Genomic DNA, 16854 nt, shown 5'->3' on the forward strand with positions numbered 1-16854 from the left:
AGGGTTATGCCGTCAGGCGATAGAGGTATATACAAAGAAAAATCGTTGTAAAACCTTGATTTTACAACGATTAGCTAATTTTTGAAGGCTAAATTGACAACCCTTGTGAAGTCCTTTTGAAGCCTATTTGCGGAGAGAGAGGCTCTTTCTCTTGAACCTTCAAATAGTATCATAAACGCTCAATCTGTTGTATAATAGTACTTTAAGTAGAATGTTAATAAAATAAGATTTCATGGAAAATCTTTGGTAGAATTAATTTTTGGGTGTAAATTTGGGTGCATAAATTAAAACACCCCAAAGTATGAACATCAAGCGGAATATTATCTTCACGTTGGAAAGCAGGAAAAAGGACGGAGTACTCATTGTTGAGAATGTACCTATCCGTATGCGTGTCAATTTTGCTTCCAAACGAATTGAATTCACAACAGGTTATCGTATTGATGCTGCGAAATGGGATACTGATAAGCAGCGTGTAAGAAACGGGTGCACAAACAAATTGAAACAATCAGCTTCTGAAATCAATGCTTCACTCTTGGGCTATTATACAGAGGTGCAGGAAATCTTCAAGAAGTTTGAAGTAGAAGAAATAATGCCAACTCCTGAACAAATTAAAGAAGCATTCAATGCGCTGCACAAACCTATAGAAGAAGTAACCCCAAGAAAATCAACACCTAATGCTTTCTACAAGGTCTTCGATGAGTTTGTAAGAGATTGTGGACGACAGAATGATTGGACTGATTCTACTTACGAGAAGTTTGCTGCTGTGAAAAATCATTTGATGAACTTTCGTGATGGACTTACATTTGATTTCTTTGATGAGAAAGGTCTAAATGATTATGTTACCTATCTTCGTGATGTAAAGGAAATGCGCAATTCTACTATAGGCAAGCAATTAAGTTTCTTGAAGTGGTTTTTACGCTGGGCTTTCAAGAAAGGTGTACATCAGAACAATGCTTACGATAGTTATAAACCTAAACTCAAAAGCACACAAAAGAAAATCATCTTCCTCACTTGGGAGGAACTGAACAAACTCCGAGAGTTCGAAATACCTGCTGCCAAGCAAGCTTTAGATAGAGTGCGTGATGTATTTCTTTTCCAATGCTTCACGGGCTTGCGCTACTCCGATGTGTTTAATCTTCGTAGAAGTGATATAAAGGGAGACCACATTGAGGTTACAACGGTTAAGACTTCTGATAGCCTGATTATTGAGTTGAACAACCATAGTAAAGCAATTCTTGATAAATACAAGGATGTGGCATTTGAAGATGACAAGGTGTTGCCTGTTATTACTAACCAGAAAATGAATGATTATCTTAAAGAGTTGGCAGAATTGGCTGGTATTGACGAACCTGTACGTCAAACTTATTATAGAGGTAATGAACGCATTGACGAAGTTACACCTAAATATGCCTTACTTGGAACACACGCTGGTCGTAGAACGTTCATCTGTAATGCGCTTGCATTGGGTATTCCTCCGCAAGTAGTTATGAAATGGACTGGGCATAGCGATTACAAGGCTATGAAACCATACATAGACATTGCGGACGACATCAAAGCGAATGCTATGAGTAAATTCAATCAATTATAATAGATTTCACAATGAGCAATGATATAAAGAACACCGACAAACAGGATTTTTCGCCCATAGTGCGTGCTATTGGCTCTGATTTAGAGCAAACCCAAGTGCGCATGATTGCTTCGGCTAATGCTGATATGCTCTTCCATTATTGGAAAGTGGGGCATTTTATTCTCTACCTCCAAAAGAAAGAAGGTTGGGGCAGCAAAGTTATTGATAATCTATCCAAGGCTATACGTTCGCAATATCCTGACAAGAAAGGATATTCTGCCCGTAACCTTGTCTATATGTGTCAGTTTGCAAAGGCATATCCTATGGAGATTCTAACGGAAATGAGTAAGGTTGAAGAGTTGCTTGATAGCCCTTCTGTTGATAATATATTACAACTAACAAACGAACTCAATCAATTTACGCAAGAGCCTCTTGCGCAAATACAAGCAGCAAGTATTCAGGGAGAGATAAATACGCAAGAACCTGTTGCGCAATTAGGAGAGATTTCTGAAATGCTGTCGGCTATCTATCACAGCGACATTAGTAAGATAGAGGATATCTTCAAGCAATCTGCCATTGTTCGCACCAACTGGGCAAGCCATGTAATTCTGCTTAACAGCAAGTTGCCTTTAGGTGAACGCTTTTGGTATATTACACAGGCTGTTGCCAATGGTTGGAGCAGTAATGTTCTGCAAATGCAGATTGAAACCAACCTTTTTGCTCGGCAGATTACCGCAAAGAAAGTGAGTAACTTCTCGGCACGATTACCCAAACCGCAAAGCGACCTTGCCAACTATCTGATGAAAGACCCATATATCTTTGATATGATGGGACAGACAGATAAAATGGCAGAACGAGACATTGAAAAGCAATTGGTTTCTCATATCACCAAATATCTTTTGGAAATGGGCAGTGGCTTTGCATTTGTGGCACAGCAGAAGCATTTTGAAGTAGGTGATTCTGATTTCTATGCCGACCTTATCCTCTATAATATCCAACTACACGCATACGTAGTTATCGAACTTAAAGCGACGCCATTCAAGCCCGAATACATGGGGCAACTGAACTTTTATATCAATGTAGTAGATGACACCCTACGTGGCGAGCACGACAACAAGACCATCGGCTTGCTCCTCTGCAATGGTGGTGATAAAGTAGTGGCACAATATGCCCTCTCTGGTTATGAACAACCAATTGGAGTAAGTGATTATCAACTGTCAAAAGCAATCCCTGATAATCTGAAATCTGCTTTGCCTACGGTGGAGGAGGTTGAGAAAGAGTTAAGCAAGATTGTGGAGCAAGAAACTAACTGAAACATTTATATTATGCCCAATAGCATCAAAGAATTACTATCTCAGTTATTACCATTACATCATGCTGAACAAGAGAGGCTAAAGAAAGAAAAGGAGGAAGGAAAATGCTTTAATGTGTTTTCTGCGCTGAATATGTGCTCTGACGAAGTACGCTTGCATTCACGTTTACTCGCAACATTACTCAATCCAAAGGCAAACCATGGTTTGGGAAATGAATTTCTCAAATTGTTCCTTATAGCTTTGGGATTGCCAGAGGATTATATTACACATTGTAAAGAGCAGATAGTTGAACGACCCATAGGAGAAGTAACAGAAACTACTGGCGGCCGTATAGATATTATTCTTGAAGATAGGGAACATGCCGTTATCATCGAAAATAAAATCTATGCAGGCGACCAGCCTAATCAACTGCTTCGATATCATAACTATGGGGTAAAAACGTTTGGGAAAAATAATTTCAAATTAGTCTATCTTACTTTATATGGTAGTGATCCTTCAGCCAGTTCATTGGGAGGGGCACATTTTAATTTTATCAAACTTTCCTATGCACAGGATATACTAAAGCTGTTAGAAAAGCTGGTGAAGACCCAACCTCAAAAGCCTGTTCACAGCACCGTCGAAGATTATATCACGATTATTAAACAACTTACCCATCAAGACATGGATACAAAATATCAACAAAGTATTATTGAAGAAGCCATTAAATCTGACAATATTGATGTTACTTCTGAATTGCTACTATTAAAGGAACAAATCGGAGATAAATTAAGAAAAGACCATATAATTGAACCTCTAAAAGACCTTGGATTTAAAGAACGTCAAGATGACAATGGAGCCTTATGGAAAAGTTTAAAGGACAAAAAATCTCATTTCATCGTTATTAAAACAGACGAAGCCTATTATTGGAAAGAAGTGTGGATTGCAGTTGCTTCGGAGGATAAGACAATTGCGCTGCAACCTAAATTAGATTGCTTTACAGATGAACCAACCCAAAATTATCCTTATGGTTGGAGTTGGATTTCCGATAACGAAGGTAACAACTGGCATGATATAGCTCAATATCCTGCAATTGGAAAAGAAGAAGTGTTAAAGTGGATAAAGAACAAGATTAGTGAAATAGAATCTTGTTTCAAAATCTAAAATTTAGAAAAGAAATAAATGGAAGAATTGAATCAACTTCTGGATTTTGGGCAATCATATCCACAATTTGTTGCTTATCATTGTTTTGGTGATAAAGCTACAGAGTTTCTGAGTAGTCTACAGCAGCCTTATAAGGATATAGTTACTTATAATATAGATGACTTACGCCCTTTAGAATGCCTCGCTGTTTTTGTCTTTACTGACAATGCAGAAGTATATATGTCTGAAATAGATGCTTTTATTAAACAGTATAATAGTTTAGTTGGTAGCATTTTTGTTTTAGACCTACACCCTACTTCGCAGTATAAAGTTTTCAAGGACAGGTGGAATTTCTACAATATTTTTACCTCACACTATTATACTTTGCAAGATAATATTCTTCACTTTTTGATGTTTTTCCATAATTTCATGGAAACGAAAGGAATCATAAGTATGGACTTTAATGATTTTAGGACGTGTGCTCGTTTGGCAACTTATATTACTTCTGGAACAGCTCCGTCGTTAGATCAGGCTATTTACCCAATATCCCCCATATCACATAGTGATAATATTAGAACTATAATGCTTGGATTAGAATTGCAAAGCTTAGAAGAAAATATGCTAAGGGAGGATATGAAGGTATTGGCTTCTTTCTTTGAACAACTTCCAGAGAATGTAGAAGTCAAATGGCAAATTACTCCTAAATGTGGTCAGCATCATACAGAGTATATTGTAGGTTTTGATAAAGCTCCTGTATGGTATACCGATAACCCATAGCGCCCTAATATGACAATACTTCAAATCTCAGATACCCACAATCGACATCGGCTGCTGACCAATTTACCAACAGCTGATGTTTTGGTGCATTGTGGCGACTTTACTGATATGGGTACAGAAGAGGAGGCACTCAACTTCCTGAACTGGTTAATCGAACAACCCTACCGTCATAAGATTTTTGTCACAGGCAATCACGATCTATGTTTATGGGAAGCTGAAAACATAGAAGACTTGCCCAATAATATTCATTTCTTGCAAGACAGAGGCTGTGAAATCGAGGGTGTGAGATTCTTTGGTTTGGCATACAATCATCAAGAGAGCATCATACCGCATGGTGCAGACGTACTTATTACACACGAACCACCTGCGATGATACTGGACGAATCCAACGGAATACATTGGGGGAATCTATCTTTGAGAAATAAGGTATTGGAAGTAAAACCCAAATTCCATCTTTTTGGTCACGCCCATGACGCATACGGCACGGAACAACAAGGAACGACTACCTTTTCAAACGGTGCCGTCCTTAACGACCATTATCAGTTGTGTAACGCTCCTTTGTTGCATAAGGTTTAACTGATAGTTAATGTGTATTCTAACAATACTAAATATTTTCTTAAAACGTTTGCTATTTCTTCAAATACTTCTTTAGTTCTCTTTGCTCTTGCTTAATTTTATTCTGTTGCAACAACAATTCAGCTTGTCGTTGCAGGGCTTGCTCGTAATCGACAACCTTTTGTTGCATCTGCTGAATGGCTTGGGAATTGCGATGTGTGCTAAAGAGGCTGTCGAGATGAATGAAGTCAGAGGCAGTGGCTTTGCCTTGCATACGCAGGTAGCGGTAACGTAGGTCGTAATCGGAGGCTGTTTGTAGCTTGTTGGCTCCCATAGCAAAGAACCAGCAACTCACCATGACCAATCCACAAACCAATCCAAGTAGTATGCGCTCAGCTAATTGCACGCTGGCAAAGAGCGAGTAGTTCTTGTACTCTACAGGCTTTTGTTGCTCTATGATGAGTTGCTGCAAGGCTTCAAACTTCGGGTCGAGTTTCTTGCTCGACTGCGAGAGTGCCTCTAAAACAAAAAGTTGATGCTCCTTGATTTTGGCTTGCGTCTCTTTGGAAAGATGAATTTGCACGGTTTCTTGCGTTGTAGTGCGCGCTGCTGTTGAGTTGGCAGGCTGTTCTGCAAGCGTGGTGCGTAGTTCTGCTTGCGCCTTACTGATGAATTTGCATTCTTGTTTGAGTTCTTCGATAATGTCGAGGATTGGTGCCGTTTCATTGTTCATACACTGATATATTTTTTGATAATTAAATTCTACGTTTGCGGTTGGCTCTGTTGCGAAGTTTCTTTTGGAATCGGAGTTCATCAACGTCTACGCCACTACTTGGTGTTGGCATAGAAGACACTTCACTAATAGCTTCGGATAGGTCGGTAATGAAATTGCTTTCATCTACAGAATCTGCCATAGGCTCATTTTGTAGATATTGCTGTCCGGTAAAATGACTATCTTTGCTCATGGTTATATTTATTATATTGAGAAAACAAAGATAACCAAAAGGGCTGATACCTCGTGAGATGTGTCAGCCCTAATTTATTTTGTTTGAAAAAGTTTTACCGGACAGCAATAATTTGGGATAAAACAATACACTAAATAAGTATAAAAAAATCCCATCTCTATAAAACAAATAAGAAATGGGACTTTTTAATCAACTTTCCACTATATTAGCTAATTCTTCTATTAGATTTAATACATATACAAAAAATTAATTATTTACCGAACCCCCCATAATATCAAGAAGTTCAGAAGTAATTGATGCTTGTCTTGATTTATTATATTGCAAATTAAGTGTACGTAACAATTCATCTGCATTATCAGTAGCTGTTTGCATGGCTACCATACGCGCAGCATGCTCTGAGGCATTACTATCTAAACTTGCTGTATATATCATATTATCTAATAAACGTGGAATCAAGGTGTTTAATACTGTTTTTATATCTGGCTCCACTAAAAAGTAGTCTTTTGACAAATCTTTTAAAGACTGTTCCTCATTATCAGAAGATTTCTCCAAAGAAACAGAACCATTGTTCTTATCATTACCATTATTAAGATTAATTTCTATTGGTAAGAATGTCTTACGAGTTAGTATTTGCGTTCCTGCACTCTTAAAATGATGATAAATAAGCTCCACTTTATCAAAATCTCCTTCTATCCACTTTTGACAAACTTCTGTAGATAACTGTCGAGCTCTCTCAAGACTAGGCTTTTCTGCTAAATCTGAATAAAGATTGACAACAGTATAGCCCATTTTCTTAGCTTTTTCATAAACCTTGCGACCTATAGTGTAAATAACTATATCTTTATTGCTAAATCCTTTTTCATTATAAGACCTAACAGCATTATGCATAGCCTTAATAATATTGGTATTAAATCCGCCACAAAGCGAACTACTGGAAGAATAGACAATAAGGGCCACACGCTTTATTGGACGCTCCTGGTTATATGGCGTTTCAATTTCAGGAGTCGCCTCTAAGAATGATCTTAAAATATGCTCTAGCATTCCTTCGTAAGGAAGCATACTCTCTATAGCCGATTGCGAACGATGAAGCTTACTAGAAGCCACCATCTTCATAGCACTTGTAATTTTACGCGTGCTATTTACACTGGCTATTCGAGTTTTTATTTCCTTTAATGATGGCATCTATCTAACCTTTCTATTTAAATTGCCCAGCTATATTAGCCATTACACTCTCTATCACTTTAGTAATATCATCAGTCAAAACACCTGAAGCAAGAGTATTAATAATATCAGTATGATTAGAACGCATACTTTCTAAAAATAAATCCTGACATTCTCTTACTTTATCTACAGGGACTTCACGCATCAAACCATGCACACCACAATAAAGTATGGCTACTTGTTCCCCTACAGGCATTGGTGAATATTGAGACTGTATAAGCAACTGATTGTTTTTACGTCCCCTATCCAAAGTCATAGCTGTTACATTATCCATATCAGAAGAAAACTTAGAGAAAGTCTCTAACTCTCTATACTGAGCCATATCTATCTTCAACGTACCTGCAACCTTCTTCATACTCTTTATCTGTGCAGACCCACCAACACGAGATACTGAAATTCCGACATTAATAGCAGGACGAAATCCTTGATTAAAGAGGTGAGACTCTAGATAAATCTGCCCATCTGTAATAGATATAACATTAGTAGGGATATATGCAGATACATCACCTGCTTGAGTTTCGATAATAGGAAGTGCTGTAAGTGAGCCTCCTCCACGAACGTGACCTTTCAAAGACTCTGGCAAATCGTTCATCTTCTCTGCTATTTCCTGCTCATTATTAATACGTGCAGCACGCTCCAATAAACGAGAATGAAGGTAGAACACATCACCAGGATAAGCCTCACGACCAGAAGGACGACGTAGTATTAAAGAAACCTCACGATATGCAACAGCTTGCTTAGATAAGTCATCATAAACAACCAATGCTGATAAACCTCTATCACGAAAATATTCACCAATAGCAGCCCCTGCAAAAGGTGCATAATATTGCATTGCTGCAGGATCAGCTGCAGTTGCACTAACTACTATAGTATATGGCAAAGCACCATGATCGCTTAAAGTTTGCACTAAAGCAGCTACAGTAGAAGCTTTTTGACCAATAGCAACATATATACAATAAACGGGATTACCTTCCTCGTAAAAGCTCTTCTGATTAATAATAGTGTCAATAGCAACAGCTGTTTTACCTGTTTGACGATCACCTATTATTAACTCTCGCTGACCTCTACCTATAGGAATCATAGAATCAACAGCCTTTATTCCTGTTTGGAGTGGTTCTTTTACAGGCTGACGATAAATAACACCAGGAGCTTTTCTGTCTAATGGCATTTCAAAGGAATTGGTAAGATCAAGTTCGCCTTTACCATCAATAGCCTCACCTAAAGGATTAACTACACGACCCAAGAAATTGTCATTAACACGAATAGAAGCTATACGATGTGTTCGCTTTACACTTTGCCCCTCCTTTATACCCGTGGTTGGACCTAAAAGAATACAACCAACATTGTCCTCCTCCAAATTCATCACGATAGCCATAGTACCATTCTCAAACTCTAACAACTCGTTAGCTTCTGCGTTTCGAAGCCCATATATACGAGCAACACCATCGCTTACAGTCAATACGGTACCGACCTCATCAAACTTTTCTTCAGAGTTGATGCCTTGAATCTCTTTTAAGAGAACTTCAGACACCTCACTTGGTCTTATTTTATCTGACATTTTCTAATTACTTTTTTAACTGAGAAAGAAAACTCCTCAACTTCGATTTGACACTAGCATCCATCTTGTAGGTATCATACTCCAAAATAAAACCTCCAATAATATCGGGATCTACTTCTGTTATAAATTCTACAGTCCCTTGTGTCTTTGCCTCTACAACCTTCTGCATCTTTGACTTAATACATGGAGTAACAGGAGCTGCAGTGGTCAATTTCCCACGAATAATCCTCTTCTGCTTTCTATAAAGCGTTATGTAAGACATCGCCATGAACTGTAGGATTGCCTCCCTACCCTCTTTAAGAACTACTTTTAAGAAATTAAGCATCAAGTCTGAAATACCTTTTCCACCACTTGCTGTAATTAATAAATGTAGCTTTGTATCTTTTGAAAGCATAGGATTCTCTATAGTACTACGCAGATTTAATACCTGAACATAACTTTCAGATATTCTCTGCGCCTCATTATAGATCTGATTTTCGATCCCTATTTGTGTAGCACTCTTTAAAAGCGCACGTGCATAACGAACCGATATAATGCCTAAATCCATAAGATGTTAGTTACTTTTATTATTTGAAGAAGAAACATTATCCAGCAAACGATTAATGTAATCCATCTGTACCTCAGAGCTTGATAACTTATTGCGGAGAATTTTCTCTGAAATATTGATACTTAATTCTGCCATTTGATTACGAATATCTCGAAGAGCTTTCTGCTTTTCATTTTCAATTACAATCTTAGCATCTGATATCAATCGAGAAGCCTCCTGACGAGCTTTATCATGCGCCTGACTTACAATTGCCTCACGAGTAGCTGTAGCTTCCTTTAATATTAAGGCTTGCTTCTCACGAGCTTCTTGCAAAATGGATTCACTTTCTTTTTGTATATTGGCGAGCTTCTCATTAGCTTCTTGAGCTTTACGAAGACTCCCGTCAATATACTCCTTACGATCGTTTGCCATCTTTAATATAACAGGGAATCCCCATTTCTTCAAGATAAAGAAAACTATTAAGAAGACGAGAGTCATCCAAAAAAGCAGACCAATACTAGGAATTAATAAATCCATACGCTGTCTTTTGTCCTTTCTGTTTTAATTTTCAATCTTTCTAAAATAAATAAACCTTTTTACAATACTATTGCCAAAATGGCTACAATTACTGCAAAGAAGGCTACACCTTCAACAAGTGCTGCGGCAATAATCATAGAAGAACGAAGATCGCCAATCTTTTCTGGCTGACGCGACATTGCTTCCATTGCATCACCACCAATTCTACCAATTCCAATACCTGCACCAATAGCTGCTAAACCTGCGCCAATAGCTGCTCCAAACTTTGCTAAGGCAACATCTGCTAATAATAATGATAACATAGTTTTTAAATTTTAATTGTTTTATTAATATTCTGTTTTATTTTATTCCTTTTTTAAGATTCATGATGATGTGGCTTTACATGTGCCAATGAAATAAACACAGCACTAAGCATAGTAAATACAAGTGCTTGAATATAACTTACTAACAACTCTAACAACATCATAAACACACTCATAGCAACACTTACGACTGACATTCCGCTACCTGCTAACCAATTTACTATAGCATTATTAGCTATACCAAACATAATGAAAATAATTGCAGCAAAAGCTAAAGCTATAGCATGACCTGCTAACATATTTGCAAATAAACGAACTATCAAAGCCAACGGCTTGGTAAATATACCAAATAACTCAATGAAAGGCATCAAAGGAACAGGCACCTTAAGCCATGTTGGAACATCTGGCCAAAAAATCTCTTTCCAATATTCCTTTGAACCTGTAAAATTAGTTATTAGAAATGTTGTTACTCCAAGAAAGAATGTGCAAGTAATATTACCCGTTAAATTTCCTCCACCAGGAGGGAATGGTACTATACCCATCAAATTAGATACAAATATAAAGAAGAAACAAGTAAGTAACCAAGAAGCATATTTTTTAGCCTCTTTACCCATACATGCTACAATGACCTCCTCATAAATATTCTGAACAAACATGTGTATCAAACCTGTAAATCCTTTAGGTGCAGGATCGTCCATCTTATGCTTTTTACACCATCTTGCAGGAATTAAGATAACAAGTAATAAGATTATTGCATTTATAAATAATATGCAAACTGTTTTTGTTATAGAAAAATCCCAAGGCCTAACCTCACTTTTACCTACCTTCTCTACAATCTTATTAGGATTAGCGGCATCATTACTATTCTTAATTACCAAATTATATGGACCCACTCTATCCTCATTAGGACGCTCTGCCTCTGAAAACTCAGAACTACTAAACACATGCCACCCTGTTGTAGTCCTTACTATAATAGGTAAATGGACTACTAATGAAGTTTTGTGTTTGCCAGAACCTATATCTGTAATATGCCAATCATAAGAATCTTTTACATGACCCCACAATATTTCTTTTACATCCACCTGTGATTTCTTGGACATATCTTTAGCAAACAATTGGCAGCTTGCTAAAAGTAGTAATATTAAACAGAGGTATTGCCTGAATAATTTCATCCTTATTTATTATTTAATCTGTTATTTTTTTCATAGAAGAAAAAGAACATTGTATCATACACTAATATGGAGATATAATAAACTGAAAGTATTAACAAGAAACTGATTAACTCAAATTTTACTTTTGCTAGTAACATTATTCCTATTACAGCCACTATAAAGGTAAGAAGTAACCTTATAGCCGATGCTGCTAAATAAAAATGACTAAGCCGTGCAGGGAACTGCTTTGCTATAAACTTCCATATCTGTATATAAGTGCCACTTAAAAACAGCGCAAAGACAGAATTAAAAACAACTATACCATATAAAGACTCCTTTTTGATAATTAGGACTAATAGAAGGATAACTAGTGTTATTCCCGCAATAATCCAGAAATTCTTTTTACGATATGTAGATGCTATTTTATCTGTTTCCATTCTACCCTTCTTTACTGTCTATCTTTTGATGCCCTTAAAACACATCTTTAAATATCAACACATAAATTGACTTCATTCTTTTGAACTTCGACAAAACCACCATGAATATCCAACTCTTGTTGTTCACCATTTACAGTATAAACCACTTTTCCTCCTACTAAAGTAGAAATAATTGGAGCATGATTTGTTAAAATCTCAAAGTCTCCTTTCTCACCTGGCACTAAAATGCGATCAATTAATCCATTGAATACTATATGCTCTGGCGAAATAATTTTGAGTGTTAGCATATCTAAAGCTTTTTTATTTTGTCTTATGTAAAAATTAGCCTTGTGCTGCAGCCAGCAACTTTTTAGCCTTTTCTTTTACTTCTTCTATTGTTCCAACATTTAAGAAAGCTTGCTCAGGAAGATCGTCTACCTCGCCATCAAGTATAGCATTAAAGCCCTTTATAGTTTCTTCAATAGGCACCATTACTCCCTTAATACCTGTAAACTGTTCTGCCACAGTAAAAGGCTGAGAGAGAAAACGTTGTACACGACGCGCACGATTTACAACGAGCTTATCTTCATCAGACAACTCATCCATACCTAAAATAGCTATAATATCTTGAAGCTCATTATAATGCTGTAAAGTCTCTTTTACACGCTGAGCACACTCATAATGTTCTTTACCTACTATTAATGGATCAAGAATACGTGAAGTACTTGCCAATGGATCTACTGCTGGATAAATTCCAAGCTCTGCTATTTTACGATCCAATACAGTAGTAGCATCAAGGTGAGAGAAAGTTGTAGCAGGAGCAGGGTCAGTTAAGTCGTCGGCAGGAACATAAACAGCCTGTACTGAAGTAATAGATCCATTTTTCGTAGATGTTATTCGCTCTTGCATAGCTCCCATTTCACTTGCTAATGTTGGCTGATAACCAACAGCTGAAGGCATACGACCTAACAACGCTGAAACCTCTGAACCAGCCTGAGTAAAACGGAATATATTATCAATAAAAAACATGATATCAGCAGCTTCTCCATCTTTGCCGCCATGATCACGAAACTCCTCTGCCACTGTAAGGCCTGACAAAGCTACAGAAGCACGAGCCCCAGGAGGTTCATTCATCTGACCATATACTAATGTAGCCTGCGATTTCTTTAACTCTTCCTTATCTATCAAAGACAAATCCCATAAGCCTTTTTGCATTGCCTCATGAAACTTCTCACCATACTTAATAACACCCGACTCTAACATATCTCGAATCAAGTCGTTTCCTTCACGAGTACGCTCACCTACACCAGCAAACACAGAATAACCATTATGCCCTTTAGCAATATTGTTGATAAGCTCCATAATAAGTACTGTTTTACCTACACCAGCACCACCAAATAAGCCTATCTTACCACCTTTCATGTAAGGTTCCAATAAATCAATAACCTTTATGCCTGTAGATAATATCTCTTTCCTCGTAGAAAGCTCTTCAAATTTTGGAGCTTCACGATGAATAGGATAAGCACCTTCCATACTTAAAGCTTCCATACCATCAATAGGCTGACCTATAACATTTAACATCCTTCCTTTAATCTGATCACCAGAAGGCATTACTATAGGCGAACCTGTTGGTACGACCTCTAAATCTCGTTGCAGACCGTCTGTATTATCCATTGCAACACAACGTACAGTATCCTCGCCTATATGCTGCTGTACCTCAATTATAAGATCTTCTTTATTTGACCTCTTTACACGTAAAGCATCATTGATTCGAGGTAATACCTTTTCAGGCTCTTCACCTTGAGTGTCAAAATAAACATCGATAACAGGACCAATGATCTGTGAAATACGTCCGATTATTTGTGACATAATATCTTATTTTTTATTTTTAATATTCTAACAAAATTCGAATCTAACATTATTAAATGCTTAATTCATCTAAAACTTTAATTAATTTTTTATCAAAAGGCTTATCCTTTCTAATAGCTTCAGACAAAGGAACATAAACAAGCTCATTATTTCTATCACCTATCATAATATTTCTCTGACCTTGCAAAATAGCTTCTATCGCTCCTACACCTGTCCGCCCGGCTAATATCCTATCGCGCGCAGAAGGCCTACCTCCACGCTGCAAATGCCCTAAAATAGATACTCGCACATCATAATCAGGAAACTCCTTACGCACACGATCTGCATAAAACATAGCACCACACTTTGGACTTTCTGAAACTATCACTATACAACTCTTTTTTGATTTACGTATTCCACGTTGCATAAAACGAGCCAACTGGTCTACATCTGTAGAGTCCTCTGGGATAATTGCAGCCTCTGCCCCACTGGCTATAGCCGAATTTTGAGCTAAAAAGCCTGCATCACGACCCATAACTTCTACAAAAAAAATACGCTCATGGCTTTGTGCTGTATCTCTTATTCTATCCACACACTCCATAATCGTATTCATTGTTGTATCATAACCTATAGTGTTATCTGTACCAAACAAATCATTATCAATTGTACCAGGCAAACCTATACAACATATATCATATTCCCGAGCAAAAATCATTGCTCCTGTAAGTGAACCATTCCCACCTATTACAATAAGAGCATCAATATTTTCTTTCTGTATTGTTTCATAAGCCTTTGCCCTTCCTTCTGGCGTTTCAAAAGCTTTAGAACGTGCCGTCTTTAATATTGTACCGCCTTGCCCGATAATTCCACTTACGTTTTCTGTTGTAAATGTTTTTATATCGCCTGCTATCAAACCATCGTAACCACGATAAATACCTTTGATAGTAAAACCGTTATAAATACCAGCACGAGTAACAGCTCTAATAGCTGCATTCATACCCGGAGCATCTCCTCCAGAAGTAAGCACACCAATAGTTTTGATTTTAGCCATTTGATATATCTTCTTTAAGTCTATAAGTTATCGAAATCCACATACAAAGATAATAAAATAAAACGTGGTTATACACCAAAAACTATAAAAAATTATCTAACTTTAACGCTATAAATTAATTTCTTTTACAAAGAAAAAAAACATTTAAATGTCCTCTTTATAGAAAGTTATTAATACATACTACTATATAATTAAAATAACTATACTATCTTTTATATTAAACTTATTTAATACTTCGATATCATTCTTACTCAGCAAAAGCATAAGCTAAAACCTTTATCATTGCAAAATTGTTAAAAAATAATATTATATACAATACAACAAAGCTAATAAACAACAACTACACTTTTCCTTCTAAGTTAGATTATAATAACAAACAACCTACAGACAGATTATTATAATTTGTGATATATAAATATCTTCTAACCATATAAGCTATTATCTTTTAAAAAAAAATATGATTTTCACAATCTAAGATGATTTCTAAAATACAACTAATTGGAAATAAACAAGTTACCTTGTTTGTTAAACTGAATAGGTAACGATTTGGAAACGAGCGAACTACTTGGTGTCGCTGTTTTCTGCCTAACAAAGAACGCTTGTTATTCTGTTTGCAAAGATAATACTTTGTTACCGAATAACAAGCGTTTTCAAAGAAATATTCACATATCTGCATTTTGGATTGTTGCTGTTGGAGTTGCTATAATCCTCTCCCTCGCTTCTTCTTTCTGTTAGCTTGGTTTCTGAGCTTGCGCTGCCATGCTGTCTCGGCATAGTCATCGCCATGTGTCGTTGGCGTAATCATTCCGCCTACTTCCTCCACCAAATCATCGGTTGTGCTGATGGCTGCATCTGCCATATCTCTTATAGTTTGTGCGATTTTTGGCGTTTCCTTAGTTGGTGGTGGACTGTATGAACGGCTTGGGGGTACGAGTTGATAGCCAGCATCCTTAGTATCTGTATGCTTTGACGATTTGCGTATTACTTGGTCAGATATATTCGTATCGGCTTTCTTACCTGTCTCGATTTTCTTTTGCAAAGAACGGTAGCCAAATTCCCTGCCGACCTCCGATGCCTTGAACGCATATTCTCCGTATGAGAACTTCAAGCCATAGACCTTGCTCTGCTTGTTCTTCATACGATCTATGGTTACTCCGTGCTTGTTCTGTTCATAGAGGAACATAGAATGTCCTGTGATACCTGTACTTTTGTACTTTTCAAGTAGGGCATAGCATATTCTTTGTAGTTCTCTCTTTGTTTCCTCTCTTGTGGGATTGGCTTTTGCTTTCTGATGTTTCCTTTTGATTTTGACTTCCTTTGCAATGGTTAAGCCTTTCTCCCTGCTGATGTCCTCCGCCACCCTCGCTGCCCTGTTGCTCACAAAGGTGGTATCATAAACTTCTCCGTATAGGCTGATGCGATTGGCGATAATGTGGATATGCCTGTTGTCTGTATCCTTGTGCGTTACTGCCACCCACTGATGGTTGTCAAGTCCCATTTTCTTGGCAAACAGATGGGCTATTTGGGTAAGTTCAGAAACTGATAGTTTCTTCTCGTCCTGTGGTGCAATGCCGATTTCGATGCGCAGAAATTTGTTCCTGCATCTGGTATTGTAATCGCTGACCAACTTCATTTCCTCGTAAATAGCTTTTGATTCTCTGCTACAAAGGTTATGGAAGGCAAGCCGATTACCCAGCTTGCCCTCTCTGAAGATATAGTCCAATGCCGTACTTCCGTGCACTATCGCCTTACACTTTCCTATCATATCTCGGCAGATTTAAGACCTTATATATATCGTCACCAATGCGGAAGTGAGGGTCGAAAAAACGCTTAAATGCTTCTTTGGCACATATCGAAAGGTTCTTGGTTATCGGCACCCATGATTCGTCCTTTATCTTGATGAGGTTGGAAACCTGTGCGTAGTACATTCCCGTTCGGTGGAGTACGA

Annotated in this window: 17 protein-coding genes and 2 pseudogenes; 5 read left to right on the forward strand and 14 right to left on the reverse strand. The window is 37.4% G+C overall.

The features are described from left to right. The first annotated feature begins 301 nt into the window (after positions 1-301). Genes HMPREF9018_RS10330 through HMPREF9018_RS10350 form a run of 5 tightly spaced genes read left to right on the forward strand, consistent with a single transcriptional unit; the run spans position 302 to position 5352 of the window. Positions 302-1588, forward strand: coding sequence for a site-specific integrase (locus HMPREF9018_RS10330; RefSeq protein WP_008451391.1), 1287 nt, complete (start codon positions 302-304; stop codon positions 1586-1588). An 11-nt stretch (positions 1589-1599) separates the two neighbouring features. Then, the gene (locus tag HMPREF9018_RS10335; protein WP_008451407.1) at positions 1600-2880 is read left to right on the forward strand and encodes a PDDEXK nuclease domain-containing protein; all 1281 of its coding nucleotides are present in this window, start codon (positions 1600-1602) and stop codon (positions 2878-2880) included. A gap of 12 nt (positions 2881-2892) precedes the next feature. Continuing rightward, a complete protein-coding gene (locus tag HMPREF9018_RS10340; RefSeq protein ID WP_008451396.1) occupies positions 2893-4020 on the forward strand; it encodes a PDDEXK-like family protein in 1128 nt (375 codons plus the stop codon). An 18-nt stretch (positions 4021-4038) separates the two neighbouring features. Then, the gene (locus tag HMPREF9018_RS10345; protein ID WP_008451404.1) at positions 4039-4776 is read left to right on the forward strand and encodes a hypothetical protein; all 738 of its coding nucleotides are present in this window, start codon (positions 4039-4041) and stop codon (positions 4774-4776) included. Positions 4777-4785: 9 nt separating this feature from the next. After that, positions 4786-5352 (forward strand): metallophosphatase domain-containing protein, encoded by a 567-nt coding sequence (locus tag HMPREF9018_RS10350; protein ID WP_008451403.1) that lies wholly within the window; start codon positions 4786-4788, stop codon positions 5350-5352. 52 nt (positions 5353-5404) lie between these two features. Here HMPREF9018_RS10350 and HMPREF9018_RS10355 read toward each other — a convergent pair whose 3' ends face one another. The 14 genes and pseudogenes from HMPREF9018_RS10355 to HMPREF9018_RS10850 form a co-directional block, all read right to left on the reverse strand. Next, on the reverse strand, positions 5405-6064 hold the full coding sequence (locus tag HMPREF9018_RS10355) for a hypothetical protein (RefSeq protein WP_008451399.1): 660 nt from the start codon (positions 6062-6064) through the stop codon (positions 5405-5407). A gap of 22 nt (positions 6065-6086) precedes the next feature. Further along, positions 6087-6263, reverse strand: a pseudogene (locus tag HMPREF9018_RS10360) (mobilization protein); the annotation flags it as partial. A gap of 279 nt (positions 6264-6542) precedes the next feature. Beyond that, complete coding sequence (locus HMPREF9018_RS10365; RefSeq protein ID WP_008451415.1) at positions 6543-7478, reverse strand: F0F1 ATP synthase subunit gamma; 936 nt, start codon at positions 7476-7478, stop codon at positions 6543-6545. Between the two features lie 13 nt (positions 7479-7491). Further along, complete coding sequence (gene atpA / locus HMPREF9018_RS10370) at positions 7492-9075, reverse strand: F0F1 ATP synthase subunit alpha (protein WP_008451409.1); 1584 nt, start codon at positions 9073-9075, stop codon at positions 7492-7494. Between the two features lie 7 nt (positions 9076-9082). Next, the gene (locus HMPREF9018_RS10375) at positions 9083-9622 is read right to left on the reverse strand and encodes a F0F1 ATP synthase subunit delta (protein ID WP_008451411.1); all 540 of its coding nucleotides are present in this window, start codon (positions 9620-9622) and stop codon (positions 9083-9085) included. Between the two features lie 6 nt (positions 9623-9628). After that, on the reverse strand, positions 9629-10138 hold the full coding sequence (atpF, locus tag HMPREF9018_RS10380) for a F0F1 ATP synthase subunit B (RefSeq protein ID WP_008451406.1): 510 nt from the start codon (positions 10136-10138) through the stop codon (positions 9629-9631). 59 nt (positions 10139-10197) lie between these two features. Continuing rightward, positions 10198-10440: an ATP synthase F0 subunit C gene (atpE, locus tag HMPREF9018_RS10385; protein ID WP_008451413.1), complete on the reverse strand. Its 243-nt coding sequence runs from the start codon at positions 10438-10440 to the stop codon at positions 10198-10200. 53 nt (positions 10441-10493) lie between these two features. Beyond that, on the reverse strand, positions 10494-11612 hold the full coding sequence (gene atpB, locus HMPREF9018_RS10390) for a F0F1 ATP synthase subunit A (protein WP_008451417.1): 1119 nt from the start codon (positions 11610-11612) through the stop codon (positions 10494-10496). Positions 11613-11614: 2 nt separating this feature from the next. Beyond that, entirely contained in the window at positions 11615-12028 is a 414-nt protein-coding gene (locus HMPREF9018_RS10395) for a hypothetical protein (RefSeq protein ID WP_008451401.1), read from the reverse strand. Between the two features lie 47 nt (positions 12029-12075). Next, positions 12076-12315, reverse strand: a complete 240-nt coding sequence (locus HMPREF9018_RS10400; RefSeq protein WP_008451389.1) for a FoF1 ATP synthase subunit delta/epsilon — start codon at positions 12313-12315, stop codon at positions 12076-12078. A gap of 34 nt (positions 12316-12349) precedes the next feature. After that, positions 12350-13876, reverse strand: coding sequence for a F0F1 ATP synthase subunit beta (gene atpD / locus HMPREF9018_RS10405; RefSeq protein WP_008451393.1), 1527 nt, complete (start codon positions 13874-13876; stop codon positions 12350-12352). Positions 13877-13928: 52 nt separating this feature from the next. Further along, complete coding sequence (pfkA, locus tag HMPREF9018_RS10410; RefSeq protein WP_008451419.1) at positions 13929-14906, reverse strand: 6-phosphofructokinase; 978 nt, start codon at positions 14904-14906, stop codon at positions 13929-13931. Positions 14907-15606: 700 nt separating this feature from the next. Then, entirely contained in the window at positions 15607-16671 is a 1065-nt protein-coding gene (locus tag HMPREF9018_RS10415; RefSeq protein ID WP_008451388.1) for a relaxase/mobilization nuclease domain-containing protein, read from the reverse strand. Continuing rightward, positions 16655-16854, reverse strand: a pseudogene (locus HMPREF9018_RS10850) (plasmid mobilization protein); the annotation flags it as partial. The pseudogene HMPREF9018_RS10850 and the gene HMPREF9018_RS10415, both read right to left, overlap by 17 nt.

The sequence above is a fragment of the Prevotella amnii CRIS 21A-A genome, from assembly GCF_000177355.1.
GTDB lineage: Bacteria > Bacteroidota > Bacteroidia > Bacteroidales > Bacteroidaceae > Prevotella > Prevotella amnii.

Bases quoted from the DNA above. Each gene is read 5' to 3' on its own strand.
- HMPREF9018_RS10330 (WP_008451391.1), top strand. From the start codon at position 302: ATGAACATCAAGCGGAATATTATCTTCACGTTGGAAAGCAGGAAAAAG.
- HMPREF9018_RS10335 (WP_008451407.1), top strand. From the start codon at position 1,600: ATGAGCAATGATATAAAGAACACCGACAAACAGGATTTTTCGCCCATA.
- HMPREF9018_RS10340 (WP_008451396.1), top strand. From the start codon at position 2,893: ATGCCCAATAGCATCAAAGAATTACTATCTCAGTTATTACCATTACAT.
- HMPREF9018_RS10345 (WP_008451404.1), top strand. From the start codon at position 4,039: ATGGAAGAATTGAATCAACTTCTGGATTTTGGGCAATCATATCCACAA.
- HMPREF9018_RS10350 (WP_008451403.1), top strand. From the start codon at position 4,786: ATGACAATACTTCAAATCTCAGATACCCACAATCGACATCGGCTGCTG.
- HMPREF9018_RS10355 (WP_008451399.1), bottom strand. From the start codon at position 6,064: ATGAACAATGAAACGGCACCAATCCTCGACATTATCGAAGAACTCAAA.
- HMPREF9018_RS10365 (WP_008451415.1), bottom strand. From the start codon at position 7,478: ATGCCATCATTAAAGGAAATAAAAACTCGAATAGCCAGTGTAAATAGC.
- atpA (WP_008451409.1), bottom strand. From the start codon at position 9,075: ATGTCAGATAAAATAAGACCAAGTGAGGTGTCTGAAGTTCTCTTAAAA.
- HMPREF9018_RS10375 (WP_008451411.1), bottom strand. From the start codon at position 9,622: ATGGATTTAGGCATTATATCGGTTCGTTATGCACGTGCGCTTTTAAAG.
- atpF (WP_008451406.1), bottom strand. From the start codon at position 10,138: ATGGATTTATTAATTCCTAGTATTGGTCTGCTTTTTTGGATGACTCTC.
- atpE (WP_008451413.1), bottom strand. From the start codon at position 10,440: ATGTTATCATTATTATTAGCAGATGTTGCCTTAGCAAAGTTTGGAGCA.
- atpB (WP_008451417.1), bottom strand. From the start codon at position 11,612: ATGAAATTATTCAGGCAATACCTCTGTTTAATATTACTACTTTTAGCA.
- HMPREF9018_RS10395 (WP_008451401.1), bottom strand. From the start codon at position 12,028: ATGGAAACAGATAAAATAGCATCTACATATCGTAAAAAGAATTTCTGG.
- HMPREF9018_RS10400 (WP_008451389.1), bottom strand. From the start codon at position 12,315: ATGCTAACACTCAAAATTATTTCGCCAGAGCATATAGTATTCAATGGA.
- atpD (WP_008451393.1), bottom strand. From the start codon at position 13,876: ATGTCACAAATAATCGGACGTATTTCACAGATCATTGGTCCTGTTATC.
- pfkA (WP_008451419.1), bottom strand. From the start codon at position 14,906: ATGGCTAAAATCAAAACTATTGGTGTGCTTACTTCTGGAGGAGATGCT.
- HMPREF9018_RS10415 (WP_008451388.1), bottom strand. From the start codon at position 16,671: ATGATAGGAAAGTGTAAGGCGATAGTGCACGGAAGTACGGCATTGGAC.